Annotated in this window: 13 protein-coding genes; 2 read left to right on the top strand and 11 right to left on the bottom strand. The window is 56.9% G+C overall.

Annotation, left to right across the window (positions count from 1 at the left end; genetic code table 11):
- Positions 1–17 precede the first annotated feature (17 nt).
- Positions 18–923: an acyltransferase gene (locus tag RHM55_RS19905; RefSeq protein ID WP_322177960.1), complete on the top strand. Its 906-nt coding sequence runs from the start codon at positions 18–20 to the stop codon at positions 921–923.
- Between the two features lie 70 nt (positions 924–993).
- On the opposite strand, the gene RHM55_RS19900 is transcribed toward RHM55_RS19905, so the two are convergent.
- The gene (locus tag RHM55_RS19900; protein WP_322177959.1) at positions 994–1,701 is read right to left on the bottom strand and encodes an OmpA family protein; all 708 of its coding nucleotides are present in this window, start codon (positions 1,699–1,701) and stop codon (positions 994–996) included.
- Positions 1,702–1,837: 136 nt separating this feature from the next.
- Positions 1,838–2,482 (bottom strand): MBL fold metallo-hydrolase, encoded by a 645-nt coding sequence (locus RHM55_RS19895; protein ID WP_322177958.1) that lies wholly within the window; start codon positions 2,480–2,482, stop codon positions 1,838–1,840.
- A gap of 513 nt (positions 2,483–2,995) precedes the next feature.
- Between RHM55_RS19895 and RHM55_RS19890 the strand changes: the two genes are divergently transcribed.
- On the top strand, positions 2,996–4,240 hold the full coding sequence (locus RHM55_RS19890; protein ID WP_322177957.1) for an HD-GYP domain-containing protein: 1,245 nt from the start codon (positions 2,996–2,998) through the stop codon (positions 4,238–4,240).
- 11 nt (positions 4,241–4,251) lie between these two features.
- Here the strand turns inward: RHM55_RS19890 and RHM55_RS19885 are convergent, their stop codons facing one another.
- The 9 genes from RHM55_RS19885 to RHM55_RS19845 form a co-directional block, all read right to left on the bottom strand.
- Positions 4,252–5,262 carry an MFS transporter gene (locus RHM55_RS19885; protein ID WP_322177956.1) on the bottom strand — a complete coding sequence of 337 codons (1,011 nt, stop codon included), beginning with the start codon at positions 5,260–5,262 and terminating at the stop codon, positions 4,252–4,254.
- Positions 5,263–5,583: 321 nt separating this feature from the next.
- The gene (locus tag RHM55_RS19880; RefSeq protein ID WP_322177955.1) at positions 5,584–8,325 is read right to left on the bottom strand and encodes a LuxR C-terminal-related transcriptional regulator; all 2,742 of its coding nucleotides are present in this window, start codon (positions 8,323–8,325) and stop codon (positions 5,584–5,586) included.
- Between the two features lie 201 nt (positions 8,326–8,526).
- A complete protein-coding gene (locus RHM55_RS19875; RefSeq protein ID WP_322177954.1) occupies positions 8,527–9,933 on the bottom strand; it encodes a DUF1329 domain-containing protein in 1,407 nt (468 codons plus the stop codon).
- A 32-nt stretch (positions 9,934–9,965) separates the two neighbouring features.
- Positions 9,966–11,888 (bottom strand): DUF1302 domain-containing protein, encoded by a 1,923-nt coding sequence (locus RHM55_RS19870; RefSeq protein ID WP_322177953.1) that lies wholly within the window; start codon positions 11,886–11,888, stop codon positions 9,966–9,968.
- A 333-nt stretch (positions 11,889–12,221) separates the two neighbouring features.
- The gene (locus RHM55_RS19865) at positions 12,222–13,904 is read right to left on the bottom strand and encodes a fatty acid--CoA ligase (RefSeq protein ID WP_322177952.1); all 1,683 of its coding nucleotides are present in this window, start codon (positions 13,902–13,904) and stop codon (positions 12,222–12,224) included.
- Positions 13,905–14,087: 183 nt separating this feature from the next.
- Positions 14,088–14,717: a LysE family translocator gene (locus RHM55_RS19860; RefSeq protein WP_322177951.1), complete on the bottom strand. Its 630-nt coding sequence runs from the start codon at positions 14,715–14,717 to the stop codon at positions 14,088–14,090.
- Between the two features lie 159 nt (positions 14,718–14,876).
- Positions 14,877–15,641, bottom strand: coding sequence for an ABC transporter ATP-binding protein (locus RHM55_RS19855; protein WP_322177950.1), 765 nt, complete (start codon positions 15,639–15,641; stop codon positions 14,877–14,879).
- Positions 15,642–15,700: 59 nt separating this feature from the next.
- A complete protein-coding gene (locus RHM55_RS19850) occupies positions 15,701–17,026 on the bottom strand; it encodes an ABC transporter substrate-binding protein (protein WP_322177949.1) in 1,326 nt (441 codons plus the stop codon).
- Between the two features lie 80 nt (positions 17,027–17,106).
- Positions 17,107–18,174: a branched-chain amino acid ABC transporter permease gene (locus RHM55_RS19845; RefSeq protein ID WP_322177948.1), complete on the bottom strand. Its 1,068-nt coding sequence runs from the start codon at positions 18,172–18,174 to the stop codon at positions 17,107–17,109.
- Positions 18,175–18,182: the final 8 nt, after the last annotated feature.

The raw sequence follows: 18,182 nt of genomic DNA, 5'->3' as shown, positions 1-18,182 counted from the left end.
TTGGAGCCCTGCCCCGCATGGACTTTTTGCCTGCCCCATTGCGAGGCGTGATTGCCTCGTTGCTTTTGGCGCTTAACACAATCGTTTGCTGCACACCGTTGTTCGTGGTCGCCATCTTCAAGCTGTGCCTGCCCTTCCCTGCCGCCCAACGCTTGACCGACTGGCTGATGAGCCACATCCACGAAGCCTGGATCAGCAGCAACAAAGCCTGGATGAAGCTGGTGCGCAACACCCGCTGGCACCTGAGCGGGCTCGAAGGCCTGGACTATCAACACTCGTACCTGATTACCAGCAACCATCAAAGCTGGGTCGACATCATGGTCCTGCAATACGTACTCAATCGGCGCATCCGTCCGCTGAAGTTCTTTCTCAAGCAGGAGTTGATCTGGGTACCGGTTATTGGCCTGGCCTGGTGGGCGCTAGGTTTTCCGTTCATGAAGCGTTACTCCAAGGCGTACCTGGCCAAACACCCGGAGAAGAAGGGCAAAGACCTGGAAACCACGCAGCGTACTTGCGACAAGTTCCGCAATAACCCGGTGGGTATCTTCAACTTCGTGGAAGGCACGCGATTCACCGAGAGCAAACACGCCGAGCAGAACTCGCCCTTTCGCCACCTGCTCAAACCCAAAGCGGGCGGCATCGCGTTTGTACTCGACGCCATGGGCGATCAGTTGGAGGCCATCGTCAACGTGACCATTCACTACCCAGGTGGGCGCCCAGGTTACTGGGATCTGCTGTGCGGTAACGTCAGGGAAGTGGTCGCGCATTTCGAAGAAATCAAAATCCCACCGCAGTTCATCGGCAGCAATTATGACCAGGACGGTGAATACCGCCTGGAATTCCAGCAGTGGATCAACCGATTGTGGGAAGACAAGGATTTACTCCTGGATCGCCTGCACCAGGAATACCCACAAAAGCGTTGATCGCAACCTGACGGCAGGAGCGAGTGAATTCGCTCCTGCCGGGTTAGCGGCAGATATCAAAAATGCTGTCTTACTGCTGCGGCGGCTGCTGGTATTGCTGACCCGGAATAGGCTTCAGGTTAACTTCAACCCGACGGTTCTGCGCCCGGCCATTCACGTCGGCGTTGCTGGCAATCGGCTGATCCGGACCTGCGCCACGTACGGACAGGTGAGAAGGGTCGACGCCTTGCGAAGTCAGGTAAGTACTTACGCTTTGCGCACGCTGCTGGGACAGGTCCATGTTGTGCTGACGACTACCGGTACTGTCGGTGTAGCCCACGATTTCAATCATGTTCTGGTTGAACTGCTTCAAGGAGCCCGCCAGATTATTCAGCGGCGAATAGAAGCTGCTGGCAATGGCTGAAGAGTCCGTGGCGAAGGTGATGTTGCCCGGCATGATCAGCTTGATCTGATCACCCTGACGCTGCACCTCGACCCCGGTATTGGCCATGCTTTTGCGCAACTCGGCTTCTTGCTTGTCAGCGTAATAACCGTAACCGGCAGCACTGGCACCAACAACTGCTGCGCCAATCAGCGCGCCCTTGCCGCGGTTATCGTGACTGATCGCCGCACCGGCCAGGGCCCCGGCCAGCGCACCCAGGCCACCGTATTTGGCGGTCTTGCTGACACCACCCGAATTATCAGCCTGTCCTTGATTGTCATAAGGATTAGGTGACGCGCACCCGGACAACAAGGCAACAGCAGTAGCGACAAGAATCAAACGACGCGAGGTGAACATTGAGGAACTCCTGTTTAACTTCCTAGGGCTACTTTTTATGGCCGCTTTCGATAACGCAACGAACGTCAGACGCAGACCGTGCGGCGATTAGAGCCTCACTTCAGGAAAAAATTCCATAATCTCGATGTAACAAATTTCACGCCCGAACGTAAGGATTCTGGCGCATCTCGTCGCCCAAGCGTGTCTCGGGGCCATGACCGGTGATCACCGTTGCCTCTTCGTCCAGGCAGTACAAGCGCTGTTTGATCGAACGAACGATGGTCGCCTGATCGCCACCCCACAAATCCGTACGCCCAATCCCGCGCTTGAACAGCGTGTCACCGGCAATCAACAGCTTGTCGTCGGCAAACCAGAAGCTCATCGAACCGGGTGTATGCCCGGGGGTGTGCAACGCCACGCCGCAACCACACGGCAACGCCTCATCATCGGCCAGCCAACGATCCGGCGGCGGTACCGGCGTATAAGGCACACCGAACATCTGGCACTGCATCTCCAGATTGTCCCAGAGGAACTTGTCCTCCCGATGCAAATGCAACGTCGCCCCAGTCTTCTCCTTCATCAATCCGGACGCCAGAAAATGATCCAGATGCGCATGGGTATGAATAATACTGACCACCCTCAGCCCCAATGCCTCCAGCCGAGCCAGAATCAACTCATGATCGCCACCCGGGTCGACCACGATTGCTTGCTTGGTGATGGGGTCGCCGATGATCGTGCAGTTGCACTGCAAAGGACCGACGGGAAAAGTTTCGCGGATGAGTGACGGTTTGGCGACTTGCATGGGGCCTCCCGGGAGATGGATAGACGTAAGTTTGAATTGTAGAGGCCATGCCGTCGAGCGTCGGTTTTCGCCCTCTCCATACCGAGTTCCTCGCCTACAGGCCCGAGGTTTGCATCCGATTGTCCAAGACGCCAGCACGGGCGGGACCAAGGAAAAAACAGCAGGAAAGCTTGCTGATTATTTTCCACGGCACACCTGACCCGCGCAGTGGTTACAATTGAAAATCAAAAAATAATCACAGCAACCTGTTGATTTATATCGTATAAATTTAAAGACAAAAAAATAAAGCACGACCACTGTTTAGCTTTGTACGCTTTTTCAGGAAGGGCCAGGCTATAATAGCACTATGCGATCACTGCGAGTCAATCACGCCATCAAGCGCGCTCTAAAGGGTGAAGTAATGTCGACTGTTCACCTGGAAGTATCAGGCGTCGTGACGGGTTTTGTTTTCGCGGTCACAAGAATAAAGCCAGCTTACTTGCAGGAAGGCTTGGCTGTACTGAGAAACTGGCGATGCTGAAAAAAATCCCCACCTCTGAACTTGCCCTTGGCATGTACATCCATAAATTCTGTGGTGCATGGGTTGCGCATCCCTTTTGGAAAGGCAGCTTTGAACTCAAAGATGCTCTGGATATTGTACGGATCCAGCAGTCGGCTATTACAGAAGTGTGGGTGGATACCGGCAAGGGTCATCCTCCTGTCACTGACGATAATCCTCAACAGTTCGAGGCGCCTTTCCTTCCGCCCTCTCCACCCATTCCCTTCGTACAGCCCGCGACCATCCCCTCCAGGGTCAGTCTGGATGAAGAGCTGTCCCAGGCCTTAAAGATCTGTGTGCGAGCCAAAGAAGCCGTCGTAAAAATGTTCAGTGACGCAAGACTGGGCCAGGCTATAAAAGTGGAGGATGGCGCTTTTTTGGTGGATGAAATAACCAACTCCATACTTCGCCATCCCCATGCGCTTATCAGTCTGGCGCGCTTGAAAACGTCTGACGACTACACCTACATGCACTCCGTGGCCGTGTGTATATTGATGATTGCGCTGGCCCGACAACTGCAGATGAACGAGGAGCAAGTCCGTGAAGCAGGGATGGCCGGCCTCATGCACGATGTCGGCAAGATGATGATCTCAAGCGCCATCCTCGATAAGGCCGGAAAGCTGACACCCGAGGAGTTCAAACTCGTCCAGAGCCACCCGGAAGAGGGGCTGAAAATTCTGGAGAGGAGCGAGGACGTCAGCACTCACGTGCTTGACGTATGCTTGCATCACCACGAAAAAATCAACGGTTTGGGTTACCCACATGGCCTGGCTGGGGACCAGATCAGTCTGTTTGCCCGAATGGGCGCGGTGTGCGACGTGTATGACGCAGTGACGTCCGAGCGCTCGTATAAAAAGGGCTGGGGTCCTGCACACTCCATTCGCGAAATGGCCTCCTGGAAAGGGCATTTCGATGAAATAGTTTTCCAGAGTTTTGTTAAAACCATCGGCATTTACCCCATTGGCGCTTTAGTCAGCCTGCAAAGCGGTCGCATGGGCGTAGTCATTGAGCAGAATGAACAGTCCCTTCTGACCCCCAAAGTTAAAGTATTCCTGTCAACGCGAAGCAAAATGGCGATTCCCCATAAGATCATTGATCTTGCCTGCCTCGAGGAACCAGACAAAATTGTGCAAATCGAGTTGGCTGAGGACTGGGGCATCACCAACGCTGAAGAGCTCTGGTCTGGCCTCTCACTAGCCGAAGGCAACCTGTTCGGCTGACGTCCTGAACGCTAAGGAACTCCGACGCGCTCCGGCAGGTTCACGGTATTTGGCGGGGCGTGCAGGCGAACGATTGTCGAATAGTGAAGCAGGAATACCGTCCCGCCCACCAACGCGCAGATCCACCACAGTGTCGGTCCACCATAGGCTCCGTATAACCAGGCACCGACGCTGGGACCATAAAGCGAGTGCCCCAGCCAGCCGGCACTGAATATCCCCAGGTACTTACCTCGTTGACGATGCTGAGAGCGCTCTAACACCGCCAACGTCCACGCGGGAGTCAAAAGCAGCTCTGCCGCCGTGATTGTCAGCATAGTCACGATGGCCCAGCCGATATGACTGCCCGCATTAAGAAACAAAAAAGCACAACTGAGCAGACCAGCGCCAAGCCGAGAGGCAATGACCACCCCGTGACGCTCAATCCACCGCGTTACCGGCATCTGCAGCAAGACCACCAGCAATGCATTCATGGAAAAAAGATAAGCAATCCATTCTGGGCCAGCGGCAGCGTGCTCGCGTAAAAAAAGTCCAAACGTGCCGTACATTTGATCGAACACACCCAGCGCCAACAGTTGCCCCACGATGAATACCAGAAATAGTCGATCTTTCCAGGGCGAGCCTTTTAATGCCAACACCTCCCGTTGAGGGCCATTGGCCGCCACCCCAACATGCAACCGAATTCGCCCTGCATGTTTCAAGGCGTAGCCCACCAGACACACGCTGCCGAGCACATTCACCGCCCCCTGGAAAAGAAATACGTAGCCATACCCTAGACTGACCAGTGCACCTGCCATGACGCCCGCCAGGGCAACACCTAGATTGAACACAACCCGATGTAAACCCTGCACACGGACCTGCAACTGCTTCGGGCTGGCGTCCATGATCAACCGTAAATTGGCAGGGCGGAACGCGCCATCGAAAAGCCCCACCAAAGGCACTACCAAAAACAGCAAGGCCAAAGGCAAATGCAGGGCAAGCGCAGCGGCAAACAGGCCGCTGAACAGCAACGAAAAACCCGCCACCCACTGGCAATCAACGTATTCAGATAAAACCCCGCCTGAGTAAGCACCGACGATTCACCCAGCACCGTAGGCCGCCATGAGTAAGGCAATCACAGTGAAGTCAAACGCATACGCCTCGTAAAAAAACAAAGGCATGAAGAGCTTGACGATACCGCCTGCGCTATTGCACAGGGTCGCCAAAAGCTGGAGTTGCACGACTCGGGGTAGGGCTCGAAGCATATTCTTCAACGGGTTAATTAACGCCTGCGCAATGGTACGACTCCGGCGCGCACTCCAAAGGGGTGGAACACGCCCTTAAGTGCTTGCAACGCCAAGTTGCCCTCACCCCAACAACCCCATCTCCTGCGCCCGTGCCACCGCTTGCGTTCGCCGTTCGACCCCTAATTTGCTGTTGATGTGGCTGGCGTGGGTTTTTACGGTGTGCAGGGAGATGAACAGTTGTTCGCTGATTTGCTGGTTGGAGCAGCCCTGAGCGATGAGTTGGAGCACGGCGAGTTCGCGGGCGCTGAGTTGTTCTGCGCAGTGCAGAGGTTCGCTGGGTTCGCGCAAAGCAACCGCGGGCGGCAACAGTTCCAGTAGCGAATCGCGAACCGCACCCGGTGCGCTTTGCAGCAGTTGTTCTCGCAACCAATCGGGATGCCCGCTCACCAGCCAGTGGAAAGGCAGAAGTGCGCCACCGGTGGCTGCTTGCAAGCTACGGGTGAACAGTGTTCGCGCCTGTGCTTCGCGCGCAGTGCCCAACAGCGGTAGGATTTGCTGGGTCAGTGCGGCGACATAAATAGAGTGGGCACCGGCATTGTGTGCCTGTTGTTCGAGGGCGAGCAGGCGTTGCTCGGATTCGGGCCGCAGCCCTTGGATGCGTTCGAGCACTGCGCGCTGTAATTCGATGTGTTGCGGCAGTTGCGGGTGACACTCCGGTGCGGCAGCGGCCTGATCACCGCCATAGGTTTGCGCCAACCGCACCAACCAGGCGTCGGCGAGGTCGATGCGGCCTTGCAACAACCACAGCTCACATTTGACCAGAGTGATCATGGCCAGGTAGTAGATTGGCGGCACGTCCCAGATGTGCATCAAGCGCTCGGCCTCGCCCAACTCGGCAAAGGCCTCGGCAAAACGGCCGTCGCGCCCGTCTAGCCCTGCGATCACACAGTGGCCGATCAATACGCTGATATCACGACAGGCTCGCGCTTCAGACAACCCGGCCAACAGCCGCGCACGCCCCGGTTCAGGCTGCATGCGCATCGTCAGCAGATAGCCTTCATACAGTGTCAGCCGCGCACGAACAGCATAGAGCCGTTGGGCTGGCAAACCCTTGAGCCGCTCCTGGCCCTGGTGGACTTCGTCCAGCGCACGCAATACCTCGCCACGCGCCTGCAACACCCGCGCCCGATCATAATGGGCAAGGGCTTCAAATAACGGATTGGCGACCCGTTGCGCCAGCTCAAGCGCCTCGCGATTGAGTACCCGGGCGCGCAAGGGGTCACCCTCGGCAATGGCCAGATTAGCCAGCGTCGACAGGCACGTCAGCCGTTGACCGTAACGTTTATGCGGCAGGCTGAGCAGCGCTTCGTTGCAATAGAGCCGGGCCTTGGCACTGTCGCCACGCCCTCGGGCAATAATCCCGCTGAGCGCCAGCCACTGGGCGAGCATGGATTTTTGCGCTGTCGCCGAGGGCGCGGGCAGAAAGCGACTCAAGTGGCTGGCCAACTCTTCAGCGGCATCCAGCTGGCACGCCAGGCCCAGCGCCCAGCTATAGAGCACGATCAAGCGTGGCGTGCTGATCAGCAGACTGTCAGGCAAGTCCATTTTCCAACGCAGCAGCATCCCGACATTCTGCTCGGCCAGCAGTTGCTCTTCGGACAGGTTCTGCACCAGATTGGCAGCGACATCCAGATGCCCCGCACGCAAGGCTTGTTCGACGGCCTCGTCGAGCAGACCCTGGTCGCTGAACCATCGACAGGCATTCAGGTGCAGGCGGGTTTGCTGCGGGCCGGTCTCGGCGCCGGGCCGGGTGCGCAACAAGTCGGAAAACAAATGGTGATAACGAAACCAGCGGCCATGCTCATCCAGCGGCACCAGGAAGACCTGATGCGCTTGCAGATAACGCAGCATTTCGGCGCTGTCATACGTTTCGCGAGCGGCATCGCACAGCTCGCTGCAAAAACGCTCCAGGCAGGCGGTATCGTACAAAAACGCCTGAACATCGGTCGGTAGAAAGTCGATCACCTCTTCGAGCAGGTAATCGCGAATCAGCCCTTCCCCGCCATGCAGCGCTTGTGGCAGCGCATTGTCACTGCCCGCTTCAGACGCGGCCAGCAGCCAGAAGCGCAACCCGGCTACCCAACCCTCGCTGCGCAGAATCAGACTTTGCAGCGCTTCACTGTCCAGCGAATTCGAGTGCTGTTCAAGCACCGCCACCGACTCGGCGTTGGTCAGGCGCAAATCCTGCTCATTGAGCTCAAGCAGTTGGCGCGACAGTCGCAGCCGTGCCAGGTGCCAGTTCGGACGCTGACGGCTGGTGACCATCACGATCAGCCCGGCGGGTAAGTGATTGAGGAAAAACTGCAGGCAGCGGTCGAGCACCGGCCCCTGAGCGAGATGGTAATCGTCCAGCACCAGCAGCAGTGGCTTGCTCAGCATCAGGTGCGTGGTCAGCTCGTCAAGCAGGCCATCAAGCCACTCTTCGAATGCAAAGGGTTGATGGCGTTGGCGCATCTTCAACAAACCCAGCGCCTGGGTACCCAGCTGTGGGAAAAATTGTTGCAGACCGGCAAGCAGACGCTCAAGAAAGCGCCCCGGATCACTGTCGCGATGACTCAGCCCCAGCCACAGGCTTTGCCACTGAGCCGGCAGGCTCTGACAAAACTCTACCGCCAGCGAACTCTTGCCAAAACCTGCCGGGGCGCAGACCAACAACAGCCGCCCCGCCAGGCCTGCACTCAAGCGCTCACATAAACGTGGACGCAGTACATAACCTTCGGGCAACGGTGGTCGAAAGAAACGGCCTTCCAGCGCGGTAACCGCGTGGCTGTCAAACCCTTGCAGACGGGACAAATCAGTCATAGCCGGCTCTTATTAAAGTGCTGTTATCGGCATTGCAGATGTCCGCAGACTAGCGGGTACGTCGGTCCTTTTGAAGGAATTTGGCGCATTTTTAGAAAAAGATTACAACAACCTGCATCGCTCCCCGTGAACATAGGGGCTCTCAATAGAAAACGCCCCGAACAGTCGGGGCGTTTTCAGTGTGCGTTTAGCGATGAATCGTTACCGTACGCCAGACTGGCGCAAGGCCGAAGGAGAGAAATCGCTGACGCTCGCCTCGAACTTGAAGTTATAAGCTGCTTTCTCTTCGTTCTTCATACCGAGCGCCAGGTAACGGCCCGATTGCAGATCGTAGAGGGTTTCCAGGGTGTACCACGGCACTTGTACGTTGTAGTAGTTCTGGGAGTGAGCTTCAGCCACACGCCACAGTTGACCACGACCGTCGTAGTGATCGATCACCGCTGCCTGCCAGGTGTCTTCATCGATGAAGAAGTCACGTTTGGCATAGATGTGGCGCTGGCCTTCCTTCAAGGTAGCGGTCACGTGCCAGACACGACGCAGTTCATAGCGCGCCAGATCCTGGTTGATATGACCGGCCTTGATGATGTCGGCATATTTAAGGGTCGGATCATCGAGCTTATAGCTGTCAGAGGCGATGTACATTTCCTGCTTGCTGATCAGTTTCCAGTCGTAACGATCAGGTGCGCCGTTGTACATGTCCAGGTTGTCCGAGGTGCGCAGACCATCTGCTGCGGTACCCGGCCCGTCATAAGACACTTGTGGCGCGCGACGTACGCGACGTTGACCGGCGTTGTACACCCAGGCCATACGCGGTTCTTTTACCTGATCGAGGGTTTCGTGCACCAGCAGTACCCCACCGGCCAGACGTGCGGGCGCGGTTACTTCCTGCTTGAAGTAGAAAAGGATGTTGCTGGTGTCACCGGTTTTCTCATCTTCATCGCCAGACTTGGCTTTCGCATCGTCTGCACCGGATTTTTTCACGTTATCGCGAAAAACGAACTGATCCTTGAAGTAAACCAGGTTGTAGGAGCCATTGGCCTGCGGCGTGGCCTGGGTCACCAGACGCTGAACGCTGCCACCGCGATAACGGGTGATATGGTTCCAGATCACCTCAGAACCGTTTTGCGGGATCGGGAATGGAATCGCCGTCTTGAAGTTCTCAAGGCCGTTACCACCCGCGACCAGTTTTGTCTTGGTCGCGTTGCCTTTGATCGCTGCGAACACGTCATCAGGCACCGTCGCGCCACGATGGGACGGGAAGACCTTCATTTTGAAAGTCTCCGGATAGCGCTTGAACATCGCTATTTGCCCTGGCGCCAGCTTGTCTTTGTACTGATCGACGTTTTGCGCGGTGATCACAAACAGCGGTTGTTCCTGAGCATAGGGGTCAGCAAGGAAACCCTTGCTGTCCACAGCGCCAGCATTTTTTGGCAGCGGGCTCCATGCAGGGATCGTCCCTGCGGCGTTACCGGCCTTTTCGGCGCCCATCGGCGTCAAGGTTGTACCCAGTTTGGCGGCCTCGGATTCCGACACAGCAGCCATCACCCCGGTCGCCAGCAATGACAGACCCAGTACACCGACTTGTAACAGACCCTTTGTCATTTTCATGTTCATAGTCGTCCTGAAAAAAAACCGTATTCTTAGAAGTTCATGCCAACGCTGAGCGCAACAAAATCGCGGTCATCCACAGTGGTGTACTTGCCGTCGAAGAAGTTGGTGTACGAAAGGTTCGCGGTGTAGGTGTTCTGGTATTCGGCATCCAGGCCCAGGCTGATAGCCTTGCGCCCTTCTTCGAAGTTGCCACCAGGACCCGGCGAGTAGCCAGAGACGTCATGCGACCAGGCAATGCTTGGCTTGAGGTTGATACCTGCAAACACACTGTTGTAATCCCAGATCGCACGAGCACGATAGCCCCAGGAGTCAGCCGTGGTGAAGCCATCGTTTTCGCAATAACGCGAGACGTTGTTCTGGGCTGCGCCGGCCAGGGTGCTGGCGTTGAGCGTGGCGCACTGACCATTAGGCAGGGGACCTGGGCCGTAGCTCGGGTCGCGGCCGTAACGGATTTTCGAGGTACTTTCCAGCCCACCGACGTGAGTCCAGCCGACTTCGCCCACGACAGTCAGTCGCTCGGCGCCCATCACCTGATCGAAGAACTGGGTGAAGGTGGTCTGGAACTGGGTAACTTCCTTGCGGCGATAACCCGACTGGTCAGTACCCGGCTTGCCTTGCAGCATCGATACGTTCGGGTTCAACGGCGTAAGACCGGAGTACAGGATATCGGTGGTGTTGAGTTGCACCGGCGCGTTCGGACGGTAGCTGACCTCACCACTCCACGCCGTACCGGTAGGCAGGGTGGTAGAGAAGCTCAGGCCGTACAGACGAATGTCTTCCGGGTATTCAACGTAATAGCTGGAGTTGCCGGCCACGACCAACGGCAGCAGGGTCGGCGCCAAAGCCGCAGCAGTCCGTAGCGGTACGCCATTGCGAGCCAGCGAACCAACCAGGTTGGCTGGGCTATAAGCGCTGGCCGGGGCGCCTTGGCCACTGAAGATCGGGTTGCGGCTGTGGTAATTCATGAAATAGGCACCGAACTCGGTGTCCAGTGGATCGAACATGTAGTGCGTGGCCAGGCCGAACTGGCCGCTGTCGCGGGCGTCACGGTCAGGACCACGACGCACGATTACGCCTTCATCCGGGTTGCCGAAGGTAACGCCCTGGGCCGCCAAGCTATTTGACACAGGTGAACGCAAACTGGCTGGCAACGCGCTATTTAGACCATTTTTGGTTTTCAACACGGCCAGGTTGTTGTTGCAGCCGTCGGCGATCACGTCCGGTTGCGAGAAGAAGGTGCCGCAGTTATCGACAACCGTCTGGTCCCATCCAATTTGATAAAAGCCCTCGGCCGAGAGGTTCTCGGTGATGTTTTGCGAGAGGTAGAACATGTTGACCGGAATCAAGCCTTCCTTGATTTCCGCGCCGGGACGGCGGAAGGCTGACACGTCGACCGGGTTGATGCTGTTGATACCGCCCTGGATGAAGGTACTTTCACCCCAACTGACGACTTGCTTACCCAACCGCACGGAACCTGGTTCATCCCCAATGGAGTAGTTGTGGTAGACGAACGCATCGAGCAGCTCGGCGCCCGACGATTTCGCGGCTTCCTTGCGGCCGCTGTCGCTGATGTTCTTGAAATTGAGATCATCGTCCTTAAGCTTAAAGTCATACCAGTACTTGCCCCGGAGAAACACACCGGTGTCGCCGTATTTCAACTCAAGATCGTGAATGCCCTTGAAGATCTTCGAGAACGTTTCCCCGCTCTTGAAATTCAAATGGCCATCATCGGAGGTCTGCGACAGGCCGTGGCCGCCGTTATTGGAACCGATGAGATTCTTGTTGGGATTCTGCGTAGACCAACTGGCGCCTATCGAAAGCGACGAGTCGAACTGACCTTCGATTTCACCGATGTTGAAACTTACGCCAAATGCCGGACCGGCGAGCGTAGAGGCGAGGCTGACGGCCAGAGGCAATTTCGCCCGGCGCCAGAACTGGTTAACTGATGTCATCGACGCTACTCCATGTGCTTTTATTGTTATGGCAGTGGGCTTTTCCGGGACCGGCTCAAGTGCTCTTGAGTGTTAACGCCATCGGGCAGCCTGGAAGGCTGCGATACGAGGGGGCGTTATAGCCGCTCTTACTAAGACCCTGTACCGACTATAGCCAGCAGGTACGGGCACTTGATCCCTCTAAAGTGTGATTTACAGCGGCAAACCCTCTGGCACGGCTATTTCGACCGACCAGTCACAGCTGGCACCGGGAGAATGGCGTAATTTCAGGATTTGGCAAGACAAGCGCTTGCTTGGGGGCTTGCCGCGCTCAGCGAGCACGGCAAAAGGCACTCAGAGTGTCGAGAGGAAGGTGCTGTTGGTCTTCTGCCACTCGATGATATCCAGGCGGATACGTTTCTTGTCGAGCTTGCCGACACTGGTCTTGGGAATTTCAGTAACAAGGGCAATCTGGCTTGGAATCGCCCACTTATTAATGTGCCCAAGTTCGACAAACGGCTTCAAATGTTCCTTCAGCTCTTTGGCGCCGATGTTGTGCTCTTCGCGTATCACCAATAACGCGAAAGGCCGTTCACCCCATTGCGGATCTACGATACCGACGACTGCTACTTCACGTACCGCTGGATGACGGCTGATCAAATCTTCGAGTGCCAGCGAGGACACCCATTCGCCGCCCGTCTTGATCACGTCCTTGATCCGGTCCCGAATATCGATCACGCCCATGCTGTCCAGCGTCGCGACATCCCCAGTGTGCAGCCAGCCGCCCGCCCACAGCTCGGCGCCTTTTTCCGGCTCGCGGTAATAGCCCTCCGTCAGCCAGGGCGCACGCAGCACCAGTTCGCCCTGAGACTCGCCATCCGCCGGCAGGAAGTTTCCGTCCAGGTCGATGATCGCCGCATCCACCAGCACCCCGGGCACGCCGGCTTTGATCCGATAGGTGATGCGTTCGTCGTCACTGCCGGCCAGCATTTCGTCATTCAAATGTGCGACGGAGATCAGCGGGCAGGTTTCAGACATACCGTAAGCAGCCGTCAACTGAATACCCTTGGCCTTGGCCGCGTCATAGGTCGTACGGTTGAGTGAACTGCCGCCGATGATGATCTTCCAACCGGAGAAGTCCGTGCCCTGAGCTGCTTTGGCGTTGAGCACCATCTGCAGGATGGTCGGTACACAATGGGAGAACGTAACCTTCTCCTTGCGCCATAGCTCAACCAGCAATTCCGGGTCGTAACGACCGGGATAGACCTGCTTGAGCCCGAGCATGGTCGCGGCATAAGGTACGCCCCAGGCATGCACATGGAACATCGGGGTGATCGGCATGTACACGTCATTGGTGCCGAGCAGCCGCACGCTGTCGATACAGCCCATGATCGTCGCCACCCCCATGGTGTGCAGCACCAATTGCCGGTGAGTGAAATACACACCCTTGGGGTTACCCGTGGTACCGGTGGTGTAGAAAGTCGTGGCGACCGAGTTTTCGTCGAAGTCCTCGAACTCATACTGAGTACTCGCAGCCGCCAGCAGGTCCTCGTACTCGCCGATCAGATTGGGCAGATCGGCGGTCTTTTCCGGGGCATCGGTCAGCAGAATAGTGTTCTCGACCGTGGTCAGTTGCCCGGCAATGGCCTGATAGAGCCCCACGAACTCGCTGTTGACCAGCACGAACTTATCTTCGGCGTGGTTCATGGTGTAGAGAATCTGGTCCGGTGACAGGCGCACATTGATGGTGTGGATCACTGCGCCAATCATCGGCACCGCGAACATGCACTCCAGATAACGATGGCTGTCCCAGTCCATCACCGCCACGGTATCCCCGGCCTTGACCCCCGCAGCGGTCAAGACGTTAGCCAGACGGGCAATGCGCTCATTGAGGGTCGGATAGCTGTAACGCAGTTTGTCCCGGTAGACGATCTCGCGAGTTTTTTCGTAACGGCTACCCGACATCAATAGCCGCTTGATCAAAAGAGGGTACTGGTAGGCGCCATCAGCTGGCGGAATGATGCGAGTCTGCAACATAGGAGTCCCTTTTCTGAATGCACATTCTTGGCTTAAAAATATGCACTTTAGAGACCTTGCCAGCCAGCCAAATCAGCCAAAGGGATGATTTGCGGGCGGGCGGGAATGCAGGCGTTGCGCCATCAAGCAGCGATCCGTATCGAGGGATTTTCAGGGGGTACCCAGGCGCAAACAACGCTAAATTCAATTAATCGAGGTAAAGGCCAGTTTCACACCCAGCGCAACCAACACCGCGCCCATTGCCCGATCGAACCAGTGCCCCATCCGTGCAAACCCTGCACGTACGCGCTCCTGGCTGAACAACCGCGCCACCAGACAGAACCAGACGCCCGTCGCGACGGCCAGGTACACGCCATAACCGGCTTGGACCATCATCGGGGTGTGCGGGTTGATGACCACGGTGAACAACGACAGGAAAAACAATGTCGCCTTGGGGTTGAGTCCATTGGTAACGAAACCGCTGGTAAAGGCACCGCGTGCGGTACGTTCGCCCACGGGCAGATTGACGGGTGCATCGGTGGCGCTGGCCGGTTTGGCGCGCAGGGCCTTGATGCCGATGTACAGCAAATACGCGGCCGCCGCCCATTTGAGGGCGTTGAACAATACGATCGACTGCGACACGATCAGACCGATGCCCAGTAACGAATAACCCACATGCACGAAGATCGCGGTGCCGACGCCCATGGCGGTCCAGGTGCCTGCCTTGCGGCCGTGGGTCACGCTTTCGCGCACGACCACGGCGAAGTCCGGGCCGGGACTGGCGACAGCGAGCAGGTGTATCAGGGCAACAGTCAGAAATTCCGTCCAGTACATGGGGCCTCCGTATCGAGCATGTGAGCAATGAGCACTATTGAGTGCTGGCCACATTACGCCTTCGTCCAACCGTGCAAAAGGTACAGTTGGGTGATCGAGTACCCGCACAATCCTTTGCGCCGTGGCGTTCAGGTGTTCGCCGCCCACGGTCAGGCATCTCTAGCCATTAACGGCAGCGCCCCTTCCGCCCAGATAAAAATCATGAATATCTTCACGCTGGGCCAGGAGGTGCGCCGGTCCCTCACTCACCACGTGGCCACTTTCCAGTACGTAGGCGTATTGGGCATAACGTAAAGCGACGTTGATATTCTGTTCGGCGATCAGAAAGCTCACGCCGTCGTGACGATTGAGCTGATCGACGATCTCGAAAATCTCTTCGACAATCTGTGGCGCCAGCCCCATCGAAGGCTCATCCAGTAACACTAGGCGTGGCTCAGCCATCAGCGCACGACCGATGGCGACCATTTGCTGCTCACCACCTGAGGTGTAGCCCGTCAGACTTTTGCGCCGTTCCTTGAGCCGTGGGAAGTAGGCGTAAATGCGCTCAAGACTGGCCTTCAATGCCTGCCGCGACGGTTTGCGCACAAACGCCCCAATCAGTAGATTCTCTTCCACGGTCAGGTGCGCGAAGCAGTGCCTGCCTTCAAGCACTTGCGCCAGACCATTGGCCACCAAATGGCTGGTCGAGCTGCGGGTGATGTTCTGTCCGCGATAGAGAATCTGCCCTTTAACCACCTCCCCACGCTCGGCACTGATCAAGTTGGAAGCAGCTTTGAGGGTTGTGCTCTTGCCCGCGCCATTGGCACCGAGCAAGACCACGACGGCACCTTCGGGCACCTTCAGCGATACGCCCCGAACGGCAAGAATCGCTTTTTCGTACAGGACTTCAATGTTGTCGATTTGCAGGATAGGTGTATCAGCCATGACGCTCTCCAGAGGTGACGAGGCCGAAGCGCATGCAGCCCTCTTCGGCCATAGACGGCTTAAGACTCCTTGCTGCAATCGCGTGGCGCAATGCCTTTTTCTTGCGCGTACTTATGCGAAGAGGCTTCGATGATCGGCCGCAACAACGCACGGTCGGCCTGCACCCAATCACTGATCAGGTTCCATTTCTGACCGTCCCATTGCTGAAAGCGCACGGCACCGCCGCCCTCATGATCCGAGCAGGACAGTTTCAACGGCTGTACCAGGCCCTCGGCACCCAGCGCCTTGAGTCGTGCTTCGTCGATGTTCAGGTGCTCGAAACCCCAGCGGACCTGTTCACCCGTCAGTGGTTTTTTGCCAAATTTCTCCTGAGCGATCCGCACCGCTTCAACGTTGAGAATGCCGTTTACCACACCGAGGTTGTAGTACACCGTGCCAAACCGTTTTGGATCTTCCAGGTTGCCCTTACCCGCATCCAGTACTGACTTCTTGATGCCTTGCAGCACAGGAAAGTCGGTGCCTGAAGGGTGAGTGGTGATGGAAATAAAGCCTTTGGCTGCAGCGCCTGCCGGGGCGGCATCCTCTTCAGAGTTACTCCAGATGTTGCCGATGATGTGGTCTGCCGGGTAACCGACCTTCTGTGCGGTTTTCAATGCGACCGGGTTCATCACCCCCCAGCCACGCAGGATCACCCAGTCAGGCTTGGCCCGACGAATGTTCAGCCACTGTGACTGCTGCTCGTTGCCTGGGTGCGGGACTTCAGCCAGGGTCAGCTCGAAGCCATATTTATCGGCCAGGGTCTGCAACACCTCATTGGTTTCCTTACCGTACGGCGAGCCATGGTAGAGGGTGACAATCTTCTTGCCCTTGAGTTTGTCCAGCCCGCCGGCTTGCTGGCCGATGTAGTTGATGATGGCTGACACTTCTGAATAGGGGTTCAGTTGCAGCGGAAATACGTAGGGGAAGACACTGCCGTCAGTGGAGTCGGTCCGGCCGTGGTTGATGGTAATCAACGGCAACTTGTCTGCGGTCGAGCGCTCCAGCGTCGCATAGGCGATCCCCACCGACAGTGGGTTGGTGGCAGCAGCAGGCGCGCCGTTAAGTCCTTTTTTCAGACGCTCGTAGCACTCAACGCCCTTCTCTACCACGTACTCGGTCTCGCACTCGCTCCAGGTCAGCTTGACCCCGTTCACGCCACCGTTGGCATTGACGTACTGCATGTAGTCGATAAACCCACCAAAAAAGCCGGTACCGCCGGCTGCGTAGGGACCAACCCGATAGCTCTGCAGGGGGAAGTACTGCTCGTTGTCGGCATGCGCAGTCAAGGCTGTAGCGGTCAGGCTCAGCGCCAAAGCGAGGCTTCTGACAAAGGTGCGTTTTAGCATCGGAATTATCCTTATCGAATCAGGGCGATCAGTGTTTAAAGGGTTGGAATGGACGAGCGTCCGGTCACGCGGGGGTTCACTCAGTAGCGCAGCGGCCAGAGCCGTGCGCGCTCGCGAAATCGTTGCCAGAGGCGCGCCAGGCCCTCGGGTTCTTTGATCAGAAAGACGATAATCAATGCGCCAAAAATCATTTTCTGAGCATTTTCCAGCTGCCCGGAATCGATCAGGCCTACCGGGAGCAAGCTGACAAGGTTGGAGAGCAGCACCGGGAACAAGACGATAAAAGCAGCACCCAGCAGGTTTCCGAGAATGCTGCCCAGTCCGCCGATAATGATGATGAACAAAATCTGGAACGACCGGTTCAGATCAAAGCCGTGGGGCTCGACCGTTCCCAGGTACGTAAACGCCCACAGCGAACCGGCGATGCCGAGGAAAAACCCGCTGATGGCAAAGGCCAGCAATTTGCTCTTGAGGATGGGAATACCGATCACTGCTGCGGCAGTGTCCATGTCCCGCACCGCCATCCAGTTGCGCCCCAGCTCACTGCGCGCCAGGTTTTTACCCAGCCAGAACATCGCGACCACGATGCCCAGAGTCAGCAGATAACGGCCGACCGGCGTACTGAAATCGATACCCAGGAGGTTCAGCGGCGGCGCAGTGATGACCCCGGACGCGTTGTTATTGGAGAGCCAATCGAACTTGGTCAGCACCCATTCCACAAAAAACTGTGCGGCCAGGGTCGACACCAGCAGGTAAAAACCTTTGATCCGCAAACTGGGCAATCCAAACACGACCGCGACCAGTGCGGCGGCTACACCGCCCAGCGCGATGCTGACCAGCAGCGGCAGACCCGATACGCGCAGTTCAAAATTGTAAGTGGCGAACGCACCGACGGCCATGAAGGCCGCTGACCCCAGCGACAATTGGCCGGCATAGCCCGTCAACAGGTTGAGACCCAGTCCGGCCAGGGACAGCACCAGAAATGGAATGAGAATGGCACTGAACCAATAGTCGTTGCCGATGAAGGGCACACCGATAAACGCAAAGGCCAATAGCAGGACCAGCCCATAACGGTCCTGCCTGAGACGAAACACACGACGGTCCGCCGCATAGGTCGTGCTGAACTGGCCGGCTTCTTTATAGAACATATGTGTTC

The sequence above is a fragment of the Pseudomonas sp. MH9.2 genome, from assembly GCF_034353875.1.
Lineage (GTDB): Bacteria > Pseudomonadota > Gammaproteobacteria > Pseudomonadales > Pseudomonadaceae > Aquipseudomonas.
Note: the sequence above shows the minus strand (reverse complement) of the source record. Positions and strands in the feature narration are given on the sequence as shown.

What these genes read in the sequence shown, in the direction of transcription:
- RHM55_RS19905 (WP_322177960.1), top strand. Translation starts at nt 18, where the DNA reads ATGGACTTTTTGCCTGCCCCATTGCGAGGCGTGATTGCCTCGTTGCTT.
- RHM55_RS19900 (WP_322177959.1), bottom strand. Translation starts at nt 1,701, where the DNA reads ATGTTCACCTCGCGTCGTTTGATTCTTGTCGCTACTGCTGTTGCCTTG.
- RHM55_RS19895 (WP_322177958.1), bottom strand. Translation starts at nt 2,482, where the DNA reads ATGCAAGTCGCCAAACCGTCACTCATCCGCGAAACTTTTCCCGTCGGT.
- RHM55_RS19890 (WP_322177957.1), top strand. Translation starts at nt 2,996, where the DNA reads ATGCTGAAAAAAATCCCCACCTCTGAACTTGCCCTTGGCATGTACATC.
- RHM55_RS19880 (WP_322177955.1), bottom strand. Translation starts at nt 8,325, where the DNA reads ATGACTGATTTGTCCCGTCTGCAAGGGTTTGACAGCCACGCGGTTACC.
- RHM55_RS19875 (WP_322177954.1), bottom strand. Translation starts at nt 9,933, where the DNA reads ATGAAAATGACAAAGGGTCTGTTACAAGTCGGTGTACTGGGTCTGTCA.
- RHM55_RS19870 (WP_322177953.1), bottom strand. Translation starts at nt 11,888, where the DNA reads ATGACATCAGTTAACCAGTTCTGGCGCCGGGCGAAATTGCCTCTGGCC.
- RHM55_RS19865 (WP_322177952.1), bottom strand. Translation starts at nt 13,904, where the DNA reads ATGTTGCAGACTCGCATCATTCCGCCAGCTGATGGCGCCTACCAGTAC.
- RHM55_RS19860 (WP_322177951.1), bottom strand. Translation starts at nt 14,717, where the DNA reads ATGTACTGGACGGAATTTCTGACTGTTGCCCTGATACACCTGCTCGCT.
- RHM55_RS19855 (WP_322177950.1), bottom strand. Translation starts at nt 15,641, where the DNA reads ATGGCTGATACACCTATCCTGCAAATCGACAACATTGAAGTCCTGTAC.
- RHM55_RS19850 (WP_322177949.1), bottom strand. Translation starts at nt 17,026, where the DNA reads ATGCTAAAACGCACCTTTGTCAGAAGCCTCGCTTTGGCGCTGAGCCTG.
- RHM55_RS19845 (WP_322177948.1), bottom strand. Translation starts at nt 18,174, where the DNA reads ATGTTCTATAAAGAAGCCGGCCAGTTCAGCACGACCTATGCGGCGGAC.